This window comes from Acinetobacter sp. YH12200 (assembly GCF_013418175.1).
Lineage (GTDB): Bacteria > Pseudomonadota > Gammaproteobacteria > Pseudomonadales > Moraxellaceae > Acinetobacter > Acinetobacter pseudolwoffii.
In genome coordinates this window covers 1-16,438 of sequence record NZ_VPCO01000028.1, presented here as the reverse complement: position 1 = coordinate 16,438, position 16,438 = coordinate 1, and the positions used below count along the sequence as shown (strand labels likewise).

At 39.7% G+C, this 16,438-nt stretch carries 15 protein-coding genes and 5 pseudogenes; 9 read left to right on the top strand and 11 right to left on the bottom strand.

The features are described from left to right. Window positions 1–37 precede the first annotated feature (37 nt). Window positions 38–334, bottom strand: a complete 297-nt coding sequence (locus FTU90_RS14120; protein ID WP_004695744.1) for a hypothetical protein — start codon at window positions 332–334, stop codon at window positions 38–40. Between the two features lie 148 nt (window positions 335–482). On the opposite strand from FTU90_RS14120, the gene FTU90_RS14115 reads away from it, so the two are divergent. Together FTU90_RS14115 and FTU90_RS14110 are read left to right on the top strand one after the other, a co-directional pair. After that, on the top strand, window positions 483–1,163 hold the full coding sequence (locus FTU90_RS14115) for a heavy metal response regulator transcription factor (RefSeq protein WP_004668313.1): 681 nt from the start codon (window positions 483–485) through the stop codon (window positions 1,161–1,163). After that, entirely contained in the window at window positions 1,156–2,556 is a 1,401-nt protein-coding gene (locus tag FTU90_RS14110; protein ID WP_180072941.1) for a heavy metal sensor histidine kinase, read from the top strand. The genes FTU90_RS14115 and FTU90_RS14110 overlap by 8 nt, the downstream gene beginning before the upstream one ends. A gap of 38 nt (window positions 2,557–2,594) precedes the next feature. Here the strand turns inward: FTU90_RS14110 and FTU90_RS14105 are convergent, their stop codons facing one another. Genes FTU90_RS14105 through FTU90_RS14085 form a run of 5 tightly spaced genes read right to left on the bottom strand, consistent with a single transcriptional unit; the run spans window position 2,595 to window position 7,641 of the window. Beyond that, window positions 2,595–3,878 carry an MgtC/SapB family protein gene (locus tag FTU90_RS14105; RefSeq protein ID WP_180001712.1) on the bottom strand — a complete coding sequence of 428 codons (1,284 nt, stop codon included), beginning with the start codon at window positions 3,876–3,878 and terminating at the stop codon, window positions 2,595–2,597. Further along, on the bottom strand, window positions 3,875–6,250 hold the full coding sequence (locus tag FTU90_RS14100; RefSeq protein WP_180072939.1) for a heavy metal translocating P-type ATPase: 2,376 nt from the start codon (window positions 6,248–6,250) through the stop codon (window positions 3,875–3,877). Before FTU90_RS14100 ends, FTU90_RS14105 begins: the two co-directional genes overlap by 4 nt. 11 nt (window positions 6,251–6,261) lie before the next feature. Further along, the gene (locus FTU90_RS14095; RefSeq protein WP_180072937.1) at window positions 6,262–6,912 is read right to left on the bottom strand and encodes an isoprenylcysteine carboxylmethyltransferase family protein; all 651 of its coding nucleotides are present in this window, start codon (window positions 6,910–6,912) and stop codon (window positions 6,262–6,264) included. Continuing rightward, window positions 6,909–7,181, bottom strand: a complete 273-nt coding sequence (locus FTU90_RS14090; protein ID WP_004755892.1) for a DUF2933 domain-containing protein — start codon at window positions 7,179–7,181, stop codon at window positions 6,909–6,911. The genes FTU90_RS14095 and FTU90_RS14090 overlap by 4 nt, the downstream gene beginning before the upstream one ends. Window positions 7,182–7,209: 28 nt before the next feature. Then, complete coding sequence (locus FTU90_RS14085) at window positions 7,210–7,641, bottom strand: hypothetical protein (RefSeq protein WP_180072935.1); 432 nt, start codon at window positions 7,639–7,641, stop codon at window positions 7,210–7,212. A 364-nt stretch (window positions 7,642–8,005) separates the two neighbouring features. On the opposite strand from FTU90_RS14085, the gene FTU90_RS14080 reads away from it, so the two are divergent. The 5 genes from FTU90_RS14080 (at window position 8,006) to FTU90_RS16350 (ending at window position 12,892) form a co-directional block, all read left to right on the top strand. Further along, window positions 8,006–8,386, top strand: coding sequence for a copper resistance protein CopC (locus FTU90_RS14080; RefSeq protein ID WP_159516732.1), 381 nt, complete (start codon window positions 8,006–8,008; stop codon window positions 8,384–8,386). Window positions 8,387–8,450: 64 nt separating this feature from the next. Continuing rightward, on the top strand, window positions 8,451–9,332 hold the full coding sequence (locus FTU90_RS14075) for a copper resistance D family protein (RefSeq protein WP_004755889.1): 882 nt from the start codon (window positions 8,451–8,453) through the stop codon (window positions 9,330–9,332). 461 nt (window positions 9,333–9,793) lie between these two features. Next, a complete protein-coding gene (locus FTU90_RS14070) occupies window positions 9,794–9,988 on the top strand; it encodes a heavy-metal-associated domain-containing protein (RefSeq protein WP_004679365.1) in 195 nt (64 codons plus the stop codon). A gap of 176 nt (window positions 9,989–10,164) precedes the next feature. Beyond that, complete coding sequence (locus FTU90_RS14065; protein ID WP_159138927.1) at window positions 10,165–12,642, top strand: heavy metal translocating P-type ATPase; 2,478 nt, start codon at window positions 10,165–10,167, stop codon at window positions 12,640–12,642. 124 nt (window positions 12,643–12,766) lie between these two features. Then, entirely contained in the window at window positions 12,767–12,892 is a 126-nt protein-coding gene (locus FTU90_RS16350) for a YHYH domain-containing protein (protein ID WP_094148905.1), read from the top strand. A gap of 45 nt (window positions 12,893–12,937) precedes the next feature. Here FTU90_RS16350 and FTU90_RS14055 read toward each other — a convergent pair whose 3' ends face one another. Further along, window positions 12,938–13,204, bottom strand: a complete 267-nt coding sequence (locus tag FTU90_RS14055) for a metal/formaldehyde-sensitive transcriptional repressor (RefSeq protein ID WP_005248679.1) — start codon at window positions 13,202–13,204, stop codon at window positions 12,938–12,940. Window positions 13,205–13,284: 80 nt separating this feature from the next. Here FTU90_RS14055 and dmeF point away from each other — a divergent pair. Further along, a pseudogene (dmeF, locus tag FTU90_RS14050) lies at window positions 13,285–14,223 on the top strand (CDF family Co(II)/Ni(II) efflux transporter DmeF); the annotation flags it as partial. Between the two features lie 128 nt (window positions 14,224–14,351). Continuing rightward, a pseudogene (locus FTU90_RS16345) lies at window positions 14,352–14,453 on the top strand (TetR family transcriptional regulator); the annotation flags it as partial. Window positions 14,454–14,529: 76 nt separating this feature from the next. Here FTU90_RS16345 and FTU90_RS14045 read toward each other — a convergent pair. The 4 genes and pseudogenes from FTU90_RS14045 to FTU90_RS14040 all read right to left on the bottom strand — a co-directional run. Further along, on the bottom strand, window positions 14,530–15,144 hold the full coding sequence (locus tag FTU90_RS14045; protein ID WP_004281236.1) for a thiol:disulfide interchange protein DsbA/DsbL: 615 nt from the start codon (window positions 15,142–15,144) through the stop codon (window positions 14,530–14,532). Window positions 15,145–15,321: 177 nt separating this feature from the next. Further along, window positions 15,322–15,461, bottom strand: a pseudogene (locus tag FTU90_RS16250) (cation transporter); the annotation flags it as partial. 87 nt (window positions 15,462–15,548) lie between these two features. Beyond that, a pseudogene (locus FTU90_RS16340) lies at window positions 15,549–15,665 on the bottom strand (hypothetical protein); the annotation flags it as partial. Window positions 15,666–16,363: 698 nt separating this feature from the next. Next, window positions 16,364–16,438, bottom strand: a pseudogene (locus FTU90_RS14040) (IS6 family transposase); the annotation flags it as partial.

Here is a 16,438-nt window from a genome sequence, read left to right as displayed (position 1 = left end):
TATAAACTTTAATACTTCTTTCTCGCTATTTATAAAATTATTTATTGCTACTAGGCATATTCATCTTTGAATGATCCATTTTAGAATGGTCCATATTCATCATAGAATGATCCATTTTTGACATGTCAGATGAGTTAGGAGACTGATGTTGACTATGATCTTGCTGAGTCTTGTCATCTTTTTCCATTTTACAAGGTTTTGTACAAGGTTTCTGTGCTTTTACCGTTTTAGTGGCACTTGAGGTTGATACATCTTTTGCCCAAGATTGAGTACCAGCAATTAAAGTTCCAGCACACATTAAAATTGTTAGACTACGACGCACTACAGTTTTCATAAGTTTCTCTAAAAGTTAATTTCTTGCTACTACAATAAAGTGAAGCATTGAACATCTAAGTGACTTGAAAATGACATTTTTGTAATCTATCTCGATCAGATGTTTTATAACGTTATTATAGTTTTAATGAATGACTTAGGATTCGGAAATGAGAATACTATTAGTTGAAGATGAACAAAAAACTGGTGATTATCTCAAGCAAGGTTTATCCGAAGCTGGCTATATTACGGACTGGGTTACAGATGGGTTAACGGGTAAACATCAAGCTCTTTCTGAAGAGTATGACTTAATTATTTTAGACGTGATGTTACCTGGACTAAATGGTTGGAATATTATCAATGATATTCGTAGCAGCGGTAAAACAATGCCCATTCTATTTTTAACAGCCAGAGATCAGATAGAAGATCGAGTAAAAGGTCTAGAGTTAGGCGCTGATGATTATTTAATAAAGCCTTTTGCTTTTGCAGAGCTTCTTGCTCGAATCAAAACTCTCCTTAGACGAGGGCAGCAAAGAGAAGATAGTAATATTATTAAGATTGCTGATTTAGAACTTGATTTGAGAAAACGTCGGGTAACGCGAGCGGGTCAACGCATTGATCTGACGGCAAAAGAATTCGCGCTTATGGAACTTTTTATGCGTAGACGAGGTGAAATTTTACCAAGAGCGCTGATTGCTTCTCAAATTTGGGATATGAATTTTGATAGTGATACGAATGTCGTTGAAGTCGCTATTAAACGATTAAGAAGTAAAGTTGACAGTAACTTTACTCCCAAATTAATTCAGAATATTCGAGGAATGGGGTATGTACTAGAGGTAGAGGATGAATAATAATTTATTCAGAGCGATCAGTTTCCGGATCGGTATCATTTTCTCATTATCTACTATTTTCATTCTAATTATTATGGGTTTGTTCATAAATAAATTAGTAATGCATCATTTTGAAACTCAAGACCGTACCCAATTAGAAGGTAAAATCCAGCTTATTCAGAATCTTCTCCAACAGCATCCTAAAAATTCTCCAGAACTTAATCTTTATTTAAGAGATGCGTTAGTTGGACACCATGATCTTATGGTCCAAATAGAACGACCGACAGGCCAAATTTTATTTAGTTCAGCATCCTCAATCATTAATACTCAAAATTTAATCAAGTCAGCAAATAATTCATGGATTAAATGGCAAGTTCAAAATAAGACCTATCGTGGCATGATCTACACTACAGGTATAAATAGAAATTCTGAAATACAATCTGTACAAATTATTGTTGGGATCGATACATCAGAACATCTACATTTTCTAAAAGATTTTAAGCGTCAACTTTTGTATATTGGTTTGGCTGGTACAATTTGTTTAATGTTTTTAGGTTGGTTTGCAACCTGGAGAGGTTTAAGACCCGTGCAAAAAATGGCTAAGGTCGCAGAAGGAATTTCTGCTCAACATCTTTCAGAACGTTTAGAAGTTGAGCATACACCAACCGAACTAAAATCATTGGCAATCGCCTTCAATGCTATGCTGGACAGACTAGAGTCAGCTTTAGAAAAACTTTCCGATTTTTCATCTGATTTAGCACATGAAATTAGAACACCGATTAATAATTTAATGACCCAAACTCAAGTATGTCTCGCCCGTAACCGAGATATTGGTACTTATCAAGAAATACTATTTTCTAATTTAGAAGAATTTGAACGTTTGGCTCGAATGGTGTCCGATATGCTTTTCTTGGCAAAAGCAGAACATGGCTTAAATTTACAGAACTTACAGAATATTGACCTCGTTAAAGAAGTTACCGCTTTATTTGATTTCTATGACGCTCTCGCTGCCGAAAAAAATATGACACTTCAACAAACAGGATCTGGCAATGTAAAAGGTGATCCTGCTATGTTACGTCGCGCACTCAGCAATCTATTGTCTAATGCAGTTAAATATGGAAACAAGAATTCTACAATACGGATAAAACTTCAACAGAATTTAGATAACACAATATTTTCAATTGAAAATGAAGGCCCTGAAATCTCTCCTGAACAACTATCCAGATTATTTGATCGTTTTTATCGAACAGATGCGTCTAGGCAAAGAACAGAAGAAGGAACCGGCTTAGGGCTTGCCATAACAAAATCTATTCTTGATATGCTTGGGGCGACCATCCAGGCTGAATCCCTCAATGGTCGAATCATTTTTACCATTGTTTTTCAAAGTGAATCCATGCAAGGGGAATCGTTTTAACTCATTTTTTGAACATCCTCCATTTACCCGAGTTGACCTTACATAAAGCTCAAACTGAGAGCCAGAGCTACGCCAGCACCTATCATGGCAATTGTGTAGCCAATTATGATGGCTCGGCCAAACTGTGCCCCCCCTGTCATCCATGCAATTGTCGCTTTGCTTAACATGTTGCTCAGTGTGGCCAGCCCTAGCGCGACAGCAGCCACATTTGTTGTTAAGCCTTCAGTACTATGCAGGCGGGCAAGTGAGACTAAAATAGCATCTACGTCTGCTAGCCCGGAAATAGTCGATAGTACGAAGATGCCGCTGGTGCCCAACCATTGTTTTGCTGCCGGAACCAAGACTGCCATGACAGAAAGGAAAGCAGCGAAGCTGAATGCTGTCCCAAGATCAAAAGGAGCCATTGCTTCTATTGTTCGATCGTTATTTTCAGCGCTGGTAATTTGGCGTTGTCTCCACAGTGCCATACCCAGCAAAAGGATTCCCGCAATCATCATTGCACCACCAAAAGTGCTTAGAAGTGCGGGTTCAATGACGCCTATCAGTACAGCCATACGAAAAAACATGATGCCACAGGCAGCCAATGTTCCAGAAATAGCAGCACTGACCATGACGGGGTGCTGGCGTGTATAGCGTGCCAGTGCGACAGTTGCAGCTGTAGAAGATGCCAAACCACCCAATAGACCTGTCCAGAGTATGCCTCTTTCTGAACCGGTGAGCCGCATGGCAAAATGACCTGCCAGAGAGAGTCCGGCAATCAGGATCACTGCCCACCATAACTGGTAAGGATTTAATGCAGCAAAAGGTCCCATACCCGTATTGGGTAAGTAAGGTAATATAACGACAGAAAGTACCAGTAACTGTAGAGATGCGGTTAATTCACGATGTTCGATCAAGCGTAACCAACCATGTAAGGTTGGCTTGAGATCCAAAAATACAGCCACGATGACAGCCGCTGTTAATGCTAAAGTAACATTACCATGGGATGCATATGCACCTAGAACTAATGTCAACAGCATCGCGATCGTCGTGGTAGCGCTTAAATTACCGGAAATTTTTGCGGTACGCGCGTAGGATACCGTAAGTAAAAGGGAAAGCCCTAATACGGCTGCGACTAGTGGCCAAGGCCCAAAGTTTGGCTGTAGATGACCCAGCACTCCTCCGAGTAATCCTGTCAATGTGAAGGTACGTAGGCCTGCTACTCGGCTGCCTTCTGGCAGTTCACGATCATTCCATCCTCGTTCTAAACCAATGAGCAGGCCGATGGCAAGTGCTGCAACTAGGCCTGATACATCTGGTGGAAGAAAAGGACTCTCTATCATAGCTTTTTATGTCGCAGGCGAAGGGCATTCGTGATCACTGAAGCGGAGCTAAAACTCATGGCCAAGGCCGCAATCATGGGTGACAACAACCAACCTGTAAATGGGTAGAGTACGCCAGCTGCTATTGGGATACCCAAGGCATTGTAAAGGAAAGCAAACATGAGGTTCTGTTTCATGTTGCTGACAGTAGCTTCCGAGAGTGAACGGGCAACCGAGATACCGCGTAAATCTCCCTTGACCAGGGTAACTTGAGCACTATTCATTGCGACATCAGTCCCGGTACCCATAGCGATACCGACATCAGCCTTGGCTAGTGCAGGTGCATCATTGATTCCATCGCCGGCCATTGCCACGATGCGACCTTGCTTCTGCAATTTGCTGACAAGTTCGAGTTTATCTGCGGGTTTGACTTCACCATGTATCTCATCGATTCCCAGACGTGCTCCGACTGAACGGGCAGTGGTGAGACCATCTCCCGTTGCCATTACGATACGTAGTCCAGCTTCCTTCAGGGTGGTAAGAGCTTCAGGAGTACTTTTTTTGATGGGATCAGATACTGCAAGCAGGCCGGCCAATTCACCATTGATGGCTAGATGCATGACACTTGCCCCTTCCGAACGCAGCTCTTCGGCTTGCGGAATCAGAGATTGTACGGAGATACCCAATTGTTCCATCAGTGCCGTGTTGCCCAAAGCTAACTGACGATCGCCCACTTGACCTCGAACACCGATCCCAGAGCCTGATTCAAAATTGTCTGGTGTTTCAAGAGACAGGCCACGTTCGTGTGCTGCATTTACAATCGCATCAGCTAGCGGATGTTCACTGCCTTGATCCAGGCTAGCGGCCAGACGTAATACTTCAGATTCCTCGAACCCTGCTGCAGCTACTACACGGTCGAATGCAGGGCGTCCTTCGGTCAACGTACCTGTTTTATCGATTATCAGTGTGTCAATCTTGCGCAGATTCTCAATGGCCGCCGCATCACGGAATAGCACACCATGGGTGGCACCTTGACCCGTCGCAACCATGATAGACATTGGGGTTGCCAAGCCCAGTGCGCAAGGACAGGCAATAATCAGTACTGCCACAGCATTGATTAATGCATAAACCCAGCTCGACTCTTCTGGGCCGAACAGTCCCCATCCAAAGAAGGTAAGTAAGGCAATAGCCACTACAGCCATTACGAACCAACCTGCTACCTGATCAGCCATACGTTGCATGGGTGCTCTCGAGCGTTGAGCTTGCGCCACCATCTGTACGATCTGAGCCAACATGGTGCTTGAACCAATTTTCTCTGAACGCATGATCAATGAACCATTGGTATTCAGGGTAGCTCCAATGACTTTGTCGCCGACGCGTTTAGTGATTGGTAAAGGTTCGCCTGTCAGCATAGATTCATCTACTGAACTGCTTCCATCGGTGATTACACCATCCACAGGAACTTTTTCACCTGGGCGGATGCGGAGTAAATCTCCTACATGGACATGAGTCAGAGGAACATCTTCCTCAGTTCCATCGGGCAGGATTCGGCGAGCTGTTTTTGGAGCAAGTCCGAGGAGTGACTTAATTGCAGCAGAAGTTTGCGAACGTGCTTTTAATTCCAGTATTTGCCCCAGTAGGGTCAAAGAAATGATGACCGCTGAAGCTTCAAAGTAAACAGCGACACGACCCATGGAGATAAATGAGTCTGGAAAGATTTGTGGTGCAATGGTCGCAACCACACTGTAAATAAAAGCAGCCCCTGTACCTAGACCGATCAGGGTCCACATGTTTGGGCTGCGATTCACAACCGATTGCCAACCACGGGAAAAAAATGGCCAACCTGCCCACAGTACAATCGGGAGTGACAACACTAATTCAATCCAGCTCTGAACTGCCATGTCGAACAGGTTCAGTTGATGGCCAAACATCGCCAAAAAAGTCACGACTATGGTGAGTGGCAGTGTCCACCAGAAGCGTCGACGGAAATCACGTAACTCAGGATTCTCATCTTCCTCTAACTCGGGAATGAGTGGTTCCAGTGTCATTCCACATTTAGGACAGTTTCCAGGATGATCCTGTCTAATTTCTGGATGCATTGGGCACGTATAGATGATCGTGCCTGTTGTGCTTGTCTCATTAACGGATTGAGTAGTCTGATGATGCTGTGTATGTGCATCGGCAGTCGTCGTTGCGGGTTTAGCGATATATTGCACCGGGCTGCTATGAAACTTTGATTGACATTTATCACTGCAAAAAAAGTAAGTTTTCCCCTTAAATTCCTCATGGTATTTCGATTCTTCAGTGACGGTCATACCACAGACTGGGTCTTTCAGTACGTCTGTTGTAGCCTGTGCCATATGGTCCTGGTTATGATTTTTTTGATCTGACATAAATAATTCTCTTATGGAAAAGTGGTTTTATGGCCGAATTTTGGAATAAATCTCGGAGTCTGTTGAGCATAGCTGTCATAGACAGCGCCAAACTGTTTACTCATTTCAGCCTCTTCCTTAATTGCCAAGCGGCTGTACATTAAGAGTAAGATTGGAAACATAATCAGTGTCAGTAAAGTTGGCCATTGCAATAAAAACCCCAGCAAGATCAAGATAAAAGCCACGTATTGGGGGTGACGTATGCGCGCATAGGGTCCGCTTACTGCCAATTGGTGATGACGTTGTGCGTGGTACAACACGTTCCATGCTGATGACAGTAAATAGAAACCATAGCCCAAAAAAATATAACTCGCGATGTGCAGAATGCCAAAATGTGGATCACCCTTTTCACCCAGTAGCGTTGACCATAAGTGACCTGAGTTATGCGACAGCAAATCAAGTTCAGGAAAGCGAGTTTGTAGCCAGCCTGACAACAGGTAAATGGTTAAAGGGAAACCATACATCTCGACAAACAATGCAATGATGAAAGCAGAGAAAGCGCTAAAAGTACGCCAGTCTCGTGCTGTGGCGGGTTTAAAAAAACTGAAGGCAAACATAATGAAAATTGCCGAATTTATGATGACGAGCCACCACAGACCATAGGCCGATTCCGCATGATTCATGAGGGGTCTCCTGGTTCGCGTGATTTTTTATTATCTGATGTGTCTGGATTTTTCTGTTGATGATGGTGATGTCCATGACCACCATGCATAAAAATATGCATGAGTGGGCATGCTAAAAGGAGTAAAAAGGGTAAAACACCAACGACATGGGCCAAATGCTCGGTTAAGAGAAAATAGGCTGCCACACCACCAATCACGAATAGGCCGATGGCATAACGTGTAGACCAAAAGTTAGGTACTGAATTATGTTCTTGAGGTTGATGGTTCATGGTGCTTCCCTCTCTAATTCATGGGTAATTATTTAGTTGTGGAGGGAGGCATACAGTCCATCATCATCTGCATCATGGATTGCATCATGTCCATACGTTTTTCCATCATTTGCTGACGGTCAGCCATATTTGCATTCATGCTTTGGCCGCTCATCTGTTTCATCATGCTCATACCTCCTTGCATGAGTTTCATGTGCTCAGCCATAAGTTTTTGACGTTCTTGAGGGTTTTTTGCAGCCATCATCTTTGCATGCATGGCTTGCATTGCTTTCATGTGCTGGTCCATTGCAGCCATTTTGTCTGGATTCATCTTGCCAGTAGCTGTCTTTTTAACAGTGACTGTGGATGGAGGAGTATTTTCTGGGTGATGCGTTTTATGCTCTTCGGGATTTTGAGCTAATGCACCTAAAGAGGCAACGGTTATACAAAGTGTGAGTAAAGTTTGGCGGATATAAGTCATGATATTTTCCTTCCATCAATTGATCAGCCGATACAACCTTTAAATGAATGAAGCAAACAAATAGAGAGAGGTATTTTTCATTTATTTGCTCCACTCATTCTTTTGATGAAGTTGATCGCTGGTTATGCCACCGGTGTTTTACTTAGGTGGTAGCTGGTTATAGTCAATTTCTTTATTTCTATTGAATAATTTTATCACTTGAGTCTATTGATTTTTAAAAATGACAAAAATGTAATTTTGAAGTCATCGCTCTGTTTCTGTCTCTCACTAATAATTGAAATATAAGAGGAGATGATGTGGTCTCATTAAATATAGATTTTATAAAGTCATCTCTAATGAACTAACGAATCAAGAGGAAACGTAAATGAAATTATTTCAAAATAAAATGACTGCTCTACGTAATGTTGTAGTAGCTGCAACGATGATTGTGGCTACTACAACTACGTTCGCTCATGTGAGTTTAGTGAGTGCGATTCCTGCGGAAAATGCATCTGTCCTTAGTCAACCAAAGAACTTGACCCTTAACTTTGGTGCAGAGGTTATGTTGATGAATATTAAGTTACTGGATGCTCAGCGAAGAGATGTTCCTTTAAAATATGAAGTTACGCATGACTTAAAGAAATCCTTTGATGTCGCTCTTCCGAAACTGAAAAAAGGTAAATATACCGTTGTCTGGACAACAATGGGGAAAGATGGCCACAACATGAATGGTGAATATAGTTTCACTATCAAATCAACTAAATAAGAATTGATTACCTTTCAACATGTCAGTGAGGTGCTGGCATGTTGTTCTAGAATGGACAAAAATAATGATTTCTGAATATTGGATGTGGGCCACTTGGTTAACTAAGGTTATTTTATATTTAAGTTTAGCTTTTGTCGTTGGTGGAGCCTTTTGCTATTTTTTACTTAGACAATATCTTGAACTAAAAGAATCGATTCTTAAATATATTACAATTGGCGCTGGATTAGGCCTAATTTCCAGTACCTTGGGATTTTTTATTCTGATTGGTAGTTTTGCCAATACTGGTATTACAGGGATGGTGGACCCCACGTATATTAATATATTGGTTAATACTCCGACGGGGTATATATACGTTCTTCGTTCTATTAGTTTTGCTCTTTTACTTCTTCTCATGGTGGTTAAAGTTAACAGGAACAAAGGTCAGTTTTCTATAATTGAAAGTTCAATATTTTGTATTTTACTTATCCCGATTATTTTTAGCTTTTCCCAGCTCGGACATGTCGCTAATTTAACCTTACTTGCTCAAATTTTATTATCAATCCATATTCTAGTTATGTCGTTATGGATGGGGTCTTTATATCCGTTATGGAAAACCAGCCGGGAAATAAGTGGTTTACCTTTAAAAGATCGCATGCATGTATTTGGACGTATTGCTGCTTTCATTGTTGGGATATTAATCGCCTGTGGCGCTAGTGTAGCTCTTCTTTTAATTAAAGATTTTAATACCTTAATCAATACTGCATATGGCTATGGTTTCATGGTTAAAATGTTTTTTGTTATAAGTATTCTACTTTTAGCTGCCTTCAACAAATGGTATTTCACCCCGCGTCTTCAACATCCTAAATTCGCTAAACACCTTAGTCATGCCATTTTATTTGAGATGTTATTAGGTCTATCAATTCTATTAACAACAGGCTATATAACCACTGTCGTGGGTATTGAATAAGAGAATTTCAAAATAAGGGAATTGAGGAAATTTAACATTACTGCATTTATCTTTTGTAGCTGAGCAATAAAGTTTCTACTGGACTGTCAACTTACGACAATCAGAACAGTAAAATCGCATCATGAGGCATTATACATAAAGGTAGTCACCGGTTTTTAGCTTCAATCCATAAGAGTCTCATCTATTCAGTTCACTACTATTGATTGAAATAACTATCTTATAAATTTCAAAGTGATCGTAGATGACAAAAATGTCATTTTTAAGTCACGTTAATGTTGGTTAAGTACTTTTACTGTAGTCATTAGAACGCTATGCTTTAGAATACTCTGATGAAAACTATGGATGTAAACAGACCAAGTTACAGCAAGTAACTGATTCAGAGAAAGGCTGGTTGTATGGTGAAAGTTTAGAGTTACTGTTCTAATGGTTTAAACAAATATTTTGTTAAAAAGGAGCAACATATGAAATTTCACATCGCTAATATGACTTGTGGTGGTTGTGCACGAGGCATTACTACTGCAATTAAAGAGCTCGACTCGAATGCATCACTCGATATTGATTTACAAAACCGTATCGTTGAAATCAACACAACGGTTAGTCAGGATAAAGTCATTGCCACTCTCGGTGATCGTGGATTTACAGCTGAGCCTGCTTAATCTCTGTTAGAGTAAAGTGGTAATCCCTTATCACTTTACTTACTCTTGTTTTTCTCATCGTACAGATAAAATCTGTACTTGCTTGCAATAAAAGTGCTGCCTGAATTCCCAATTATCTTGGTTCGAGCTGATCTTCGCATATAGAACTCAGCATATCTAAATGATAGAGATCGTATATGAGTACCGAAATGACTGATACGCCACACTACAGTGAAACATTAGAGATTGAGGGGATGACATGTGCTTCTTGTGTAGGCCGTGTGGAAAAAGCTTTAAAATCTGTTGAGGGTGTTGAATCTGCTCATGTAAATCTGGCTACCGAAAAAGCAGTCATTTATGCGCATCAACCACTTGATCGCGCTACTTTAATTAAAGCCGTAGAAAAAGCAGGCTACGAAGTGGAAGTATTGCAACCGATAGAGCTTACGATAGAGGGTATGTCATGTGCTTCTTGTGTAGGTCGAGTAGAAAAGGCTTTAAAATCTGTTGAAGGAGTTGAGTCGGCTCATGTAAATCTGGCTACTGAAAAAGCGACTATTCAGGCAAGCTCATCTGTCACTCGTGACTCGTTAATTCAGGCTGTCACCAAAGCAGGGTTTGAAGCAAAGTCAGTTCATCAAACTACGGAAAGCTTTCAAGATAAAAAGAATATTGAATTAGAAAAACTTAAAAAAGATTTAATTTTGTCAGTCTTATTGACTCTACCCGTTTTTATTTTAGAAATGGGATCACACCTGATTCCCGCCTTTCATACGTTTATGATGGATAACATTGGCCAACAAAATAGCTGGTTAATGCAATTTTTCTTGACCACAGTAGCATTAATTTTTCCAGGCCGACGCTTCTTCAAAAAGGGCATCCCAAGTTTATTCCGCTTAGCACCAGACATGAATTCCTTGGTGGCTGTAGGAACATTGGCTGCTTATCTTTATTCAGTGGTTGCTACTTTCTTTCCAAGTGTCCTGCCACAAGGCACGGTCAATGTTTATTATGAAGCTGCAGCGGTTATTATCACTTTAATTCTATTAGGTAGATTTTTTGAAGCCAAGGCAAAAGGCCGAACGTCTTTAGCAATTCAACATCTAGTTGGAATGCAGCCTAAAGTTGCCAGAATACAGCTCAATAATCAGGTGATAGAAGTTCCGATTGCCGAAGTTCAAACAGGAACGATTGTAGAGATTAGACCAGGCGAGCGTATCCCTGTCGATGGTGAAGTTATTCACGGCCAAAGTTTTATTGATGAATCCATGATTACTGGCGAGCCTATGCCCGTTGAAAAAACGATAGGCTCTACTGTGGTAGGAGGAACAATTAACCAAAGTGGCAGCTTAAATATCAAAGCCACCTCTGTTGGTAGTTCATCAGTGCTTTCTCAAATCATCCGAATGGTTGAACAGGCACAGGGTTCCAAGCTGCCTATTCAGGCATTGGTTGATAAAATTACCATGTGGTTTGTACCTGTAGTAATGGGTCTCTCTCTTTTAACTTTTATTACTTGGTTTATCTTCGGCCCTGAGCCAGCCCTAACGTTTAGCTTAGTTAATGCAGTTGCGGTACTCATTATTGCATGTCCTTGTGCAATGGGACTTGCAACGCCTACATCAATCATGGTGGGAACTGGGCGTGGTGCTGAAATGGGTGTTTTATTCCGTAAAGGGGAAGCTTTGCAGCTGCTCAAAGAAACTAAAGTGGTTGCTGTTGATAAAACAGGGACCCTGACTGAAGGGAAACCAATTTTAACCGATCTGCATGTCTTAGAAGGGTTTGAATACAATGCCGTACTTTCACTTATGGCAGCCGTTGAATCAAAGTCTGAGCATCCTATTGCTCGAGCAATTGTACAAGCCGCTATAGATAAGGAATTAATCCTGTCTCCTGTTGCTGATTTCAAGTCAGTCACGGGCTATGGAATAGAAGCAACGGTGTCTGAACATTTGGTTCATATTGGTGCAGATCGATATATGGAAAAACTAGGTTTGAATCCTAATGTTTTTTCTCAATTTTCGGATCGTTTGGGAGAAGAAGGAAAAACCCCTCTCTATGTTGCGATTGACCAGAAACTTGCTGCCATTATTGCTGTAGCAGATCCAATTAAAGAATCAACATTTGCTGCAATTGAAGCGTTACATCAGTTAGGTTTAAAGGTTGCCATGATTACAGGTGATAACCGTCATACAGCTCAAGCGATTGCAAAAAAACTAGGTATTGATGAGGTTATTGCAGAAGTCTTACCAGAAGGTAAAATAGAGGCCGTTAAAAAATTAAAAAATCAATATGGTAAACTCGCATATGTTGGAGATGGCATTAATGATGCCCCTGCACTTGCAGAAGCAGATATTGGTTTAGCAATAGGTACAGGTACAGACGTAGCTATTGAAGCTGCTGATGTGGTTTTGATGTCTGGCAACCTGAAAGGAGTGCCAAATGCTATCGCTTTAAGCAAAGCGACTATAACCAATATTCGTGAAAATTTATTTTGGGCATTTGTTTACAATGCAGCTCTGATTCCTATTGCAGCAGGTGTACTTTATCCGCAATTTGGACTGCTACTTTCTCCTGTATTTGCTGCTGGTGCAATGGCTCTCTCGTCAATATTTGTACTAGGAAATGCTTTACGATTAAAACGTTTTAAAGCCCCCCTTGCAATTATTTAACCATTTTTTATATACATTTAAAGTTTTGTTGGCTTTACTTTATATATTTGGAAATAGTCTAAGCCATGTTGGCTTTTATTAAATATCATACAGTTGATATTCTAATTATTTGAGAGGGATTAAGATGAAAAGAATTTTATTAATATGCTTTATAGGCATGTCATTTACCTATGCGAATGCTCATTCTGGGGGAACGAACTCACAGGGTTGTCATACCAACAGTAAAACTGGTGATTACCACTGTCATTAATAGGTGCGCACACAGTTTTTTTATTTAAAAGACTGTGCTTTAAAGTTATAAGTAGCGTTTAACTAAAGCTAAAAATTCATTCAGTTCTTTTTCCTTTATTTCCTCAGTATCACCGAGTACATGTTCTCTAAGATGAAGTTCTATTAACTCATTCATTAAGCCATTTATCGCACCTTTAATTGCTGCAACTTGCTGTAATACCTCAATACAAGAATTTTCAGAATTTAAAATATTCTGTTCAAGGGCATTAGTTTGACCTTGAATTCGTCTAATCCGATTTAAAATTTTTTTGTTCTGATTTAAGTGAGACATACTATTCAACCTCAAGAACATATACTATGGGGGAGTATTAATTGTGGTGCAATAAAATGTAATATCTAAATAATGTTAAAAGTGACCATTCGCATCAATTTGACGAAGGAAATCCTTTAGCACAAAAGAAAATTTTAATCGCAACCATCCTCACTGGTGTAATGATGGTGTTTGAAATTTTTGGAGGATGGTTCTTTAATTCCATGGCTTTATTGGCTGATGGATGGCATATGAGTTCTCATATGTTGGCATTGGGCTTAGCTTATTTTGCCTATAAAATGGCTCGAAAATATGCTCGTGATCAGAGATTCTGTTTCGGTACATAGAAGATAGAAATCTTAGCTGGATATTCGAGTGCCATTTTATTGATGGTTGTTGCTGTATTCATGGGTGTTCAATCGATAGAACGTTTATTCAATCCTGTGAATATTCACTACAACGAGGCAATTTCAATTGCGATTGTTGGCTTGATCGTTAATTTTATTTGTGCCTGGTTACTACGTGAAAATGGTCACCACCACCATCATCACTCTCATGATGACCATGACCACCACCACGATCATCATCACTCTCATGATGACCATGACTTAAACCAGAAAGCCGCTTTTCTTCATGTAGTAGCAGATGCAGTAACTTCTGTATTAGCGATTATTGCACTTTTCGCAGGGAAGTATTTTGGATGGGATTTTTTAGATGCAATTCTAGGGATCGTAGGTGCAGTGCTTGTAGCACAATGGTCTTGGGGATTGATTAGAGAAACAGGTAAAACATTGCTTGATGCAGAGATGGAACATCCTGTAGTAAAGGAGATTCAGGAAGTTGTAGAGGAATTAGATAACCAAATTACGATTACTGATCTGCATGTCTGGAAAGTAGGTAGAAGTAAATTTTCATGTATTTTATCCCTAAATACAGTTAATGACTCCTTAACAGCAGAGGTAGTTCGTAAAGCTTTGTCAATTCATGAAGAGATTGTTCATATTTCTGTTGAAATTAACAAGAATTTCCATGTTGTTTAAATTAATATTTATTCCTTTTAAACTTTATCAGTCTATTTATGTAAATCTTAGATTAGAATTTGTTTGTTGTAGAGCGTCGGGGCGCCTCGGCAATTCTGCGTGTTGAAATAGAAAGGAAAATTCATTACTTTAAAGCGCAAAGCGTGTTGCAGATGCAGCTCTTATTCCGAGGAATTTTACACTGGTATCGCCCGCCGATAGAAACACCAGATCCGGCAGTCAGGACGTAAATAACCATTCCTCCAGTTTAAATAAAAAAACCTGCAGATTCGATGCAGGTTTTTTTTAGAGATAATCAATCGCGTCTTATTTGGCTTTACGCTCTTTCTCGATCAGGTAATTCACCACCTGAATGACTTTGGCATCATTACCCTGCACAATATATTTACCATTCACGGTCACTGCCGGAACACCACTTAACTGATACTGAGCAGCCAGATTTTTGGCTTGGGCAATTTTCGAAGTGATCGGGAAAGATTTATAAGTGCTGTTAAATTTCGCTTCAGGAATACCATAGCGGGTATAGAACTTGGCCAATTGCGCCTGTTCTAAAATTGGACGTTGCTTATCATGAATATCATGGAATAATTGTAAATGTGCTTTTTGACGCACACCCAATGCTTCAGACACATAATAAGCACGCGCTGCCTGCTCCCAGAGTGGATTCATTGCAGCCGGCGTACGTACAAAACGTACATCTTTTGGTAATTTTTTCAACCAGCCCTGCATATGTGGTTCAAGCGCGAAACAGTGACCACAGCCGTACCAGAAGAATTCACGTACCTCAATTCTGCCCGGTTTTTCGACTTTGACTGGTTTTGCAACCACCTGATAGTCCTGACCTGCCACAAAATTGGCCATAGCATTGCCTGAAAAGGCCAAAACAGATGCGGCAACAGCTCCTAAAAGGAATTTTTTCATTGGGATTATCGTCCTCTAAATCATTATGCTTAGTGTATGGGTTCACTATAAATCAATTATGCCGGTTCCGTTTTCATGCTGCGAACTTTTGTGCTATCAGAACCGCTACATTAAAGTATGCGACTGATTTTAAGTCAGTTAATATGGCCATTCGACCGCTATGTGTTTTTAGATAATCACAAAAGTTAAACTTTGAGTAATAAAAACGGTTATAATTTCTACGATTAAAACGTAGTGGTCAAACCTACAGTAAATATTAGCTTCTTACTATTCTCTTCAGTAACAGCCGCGTGGCTCTGAGAATGATCTTCTGACATACAATAGTTTCCTTATTCTATTTACGATTAGCTGAGAGACTTGAGTAAGCCTCAATATTTCTGCTAAAAATTGCTTACTATAATTGGTCAAGAAGCTTTCTTTTCATTTATCCACCGGGACAATATTGGTAATAAAACCAACATAAGAAGGGTTGATGAGATAATTCCTCCAATAACCACATTTGCTAGTGGGCACTTTACTTTTTTCTCCAATTCCAATGCCTCCCTAACTAATTAGAGAGTTTTAAGCATTATTACATGAATCTTTCCAGTACTATTGTTGCAAATATACTAAGTTGCATATTTATTCCTGCCTATGTATAGGAGCATATGTAACCCTAAAGTTTAAAATAGTCTTTTCGGATTATTTAAAAATTTGAAAATGGTAAAGAATAAATTAAAAACAATAAATATATTTATCATTCGATTTAAAAAAATTAATTAATCTTAGTTACACCATACTAAAAATAACTAATTTTTAGTTTTCCTAGTTATATGTGCTTCATTATAATTTTGAATTAATTCTCTTCACACCCTTTGCTTTTTTCATTGTTAATTATTTCTAAATTTTTCTCTAAGAAACGAAGTCCCCCATCAGCAAAACTACTGGTTGAAAAAACTATAGTAAAAATAACTAAAACAATCTTCATATATATATTATTGAATCTAATCATATCTTGGACCAAAAAATAATTTCTTCATATACTAATTCCTAGATATATACACCTAAATGACAACCAAATTACAAATTTGTAATTTTGTTAAGGTTTGTCCTAAAAAAAATAAATTAATACTATTTTAACAAAGATAAGTCGTTGCTGAAAAATTTGAATTGTAAGGGATTTAATTAGGCACTGTTGCAAATAGAGATTTGAGTCGATGATGTTCCCTTTAAAAAGTACTTAGAGACCGAAAACCCTGTTGATTAGACACACTTCACCCTGAGGCTGACCATAATAAAATGACGATGCTTGTCC

What these genes read in the sequence shown, in the direction of transcription:
- FTU90_RS14120 (WP_004695744.1), bottom strand. Translation starts at nt 334, where the DNA reads ATGAAAACTGTAGTGCGTCGTAGTCTAACAATTTTAATGTGTGCTGGA.
- FTU90_RS14115 (WP_004668313.1), top strand. Translation starts at nt 483, where the DNA reads ATGAGAATACTATTAGTTGAAGATGAACAAAAAACTGGTGATTATCTC.
- FTU90_RS14110 (WP_180072941.1), top strand. Translation starts at nt 1,156, where the DNA reads ATGAATAATAATTTATTCAGAGCGATCAGTTTCCGGATCGGTATCATT.
- FTU90_RS14105 (WP_180001712.1), bottom strand. Translation starts at nt 3,878, where the DNA reads ATGATAGAGAGTCCTTTTCTTCCACCAGATGTATCAGGCCTAGTTGCA.
- FTU90_RS14100 (WP_180072939.1), bottom strand. Translation starts at nt 6,250, where the DNA reads ATGTCAGATCAAAAAAATCATAACCAGGACCATATGGCACAGGCTACA.
- FTU90_RS14095 (WP_180072937.1), bottom strand. Translation starts at nt 6,912, where the DNA reads ATGAATCATGCGGAATCGGCCTATGGTCTGTGGTGGCTCGTCATCATA.
- FTU90_RS14090 (WP_004755892.1), bottom strand. Translation starts at nt 7,181, where the DNA reads ATGAACCATCAACCTCAAGAACATAATTCAGTACCTAACTTTTGGTCT.
- FTU90_RS14085 (WP_180072935.1), bottom strand. Translation starts at nt 7,641, where the DNA reads ATGACTTATATCCGCCAAACTTTACTCACACTTTGTATAACCGTTGCC.
- FTU90_RS14080 (WP_159516732.1), top strand. Translation starts at nt 8,006, where the DNA reads ATGAAATTATTTCAAAATAAAATGACTGCTCTACGTAATGTTGTAGTA.
- FTU90_RS14075 (WP_004755889.1), top strand. Translation starts at nt 8,451, where the DNA reads ATGATTTCTGAATATTGGATGTGGGCCACTTGGTTAACTAAGGTTATT.
- FTU90_RS14070 (WP_004679365.1), top strand. Translation starts at nt 9,794, where the DNA reads ATGAAATTTCACATCGCTAATATGACTTGTGGTGGTTGTGCACGAGGC.
- FTU90_RS14065 (WP_159138927.1), top strand. Translation starts at nt 10,165, where the DNA reads ATGAGTACCGAAATGACTGATACGCCACACTACAGTGAAACATTAGAG.
- FTU90_RS16350 (WP_094148905.1), top strand. Translation starts at nt 12,767, where the DNA reads ATGAAAAGAATTTTATTAATATGCTTTATAGGCATGTCATTTACCTAT.
- FTU90_RS14055 (WP_005248679.1), bottom strand. Translation starts at nt 13,204, where the DNA reads ATGTCTCACTTAAATCAGAACAAAAAAATTTTAAATCGGATTAGACGA.
- FTU90_RS14045 (WP_004281236.1), bottom strand. Translation starts at nt 15,144, where the DNA reads ATGAAAAAATTCCTTTTAGGAGCTGTTGCCGCATCTGTTTTGGCCTTT.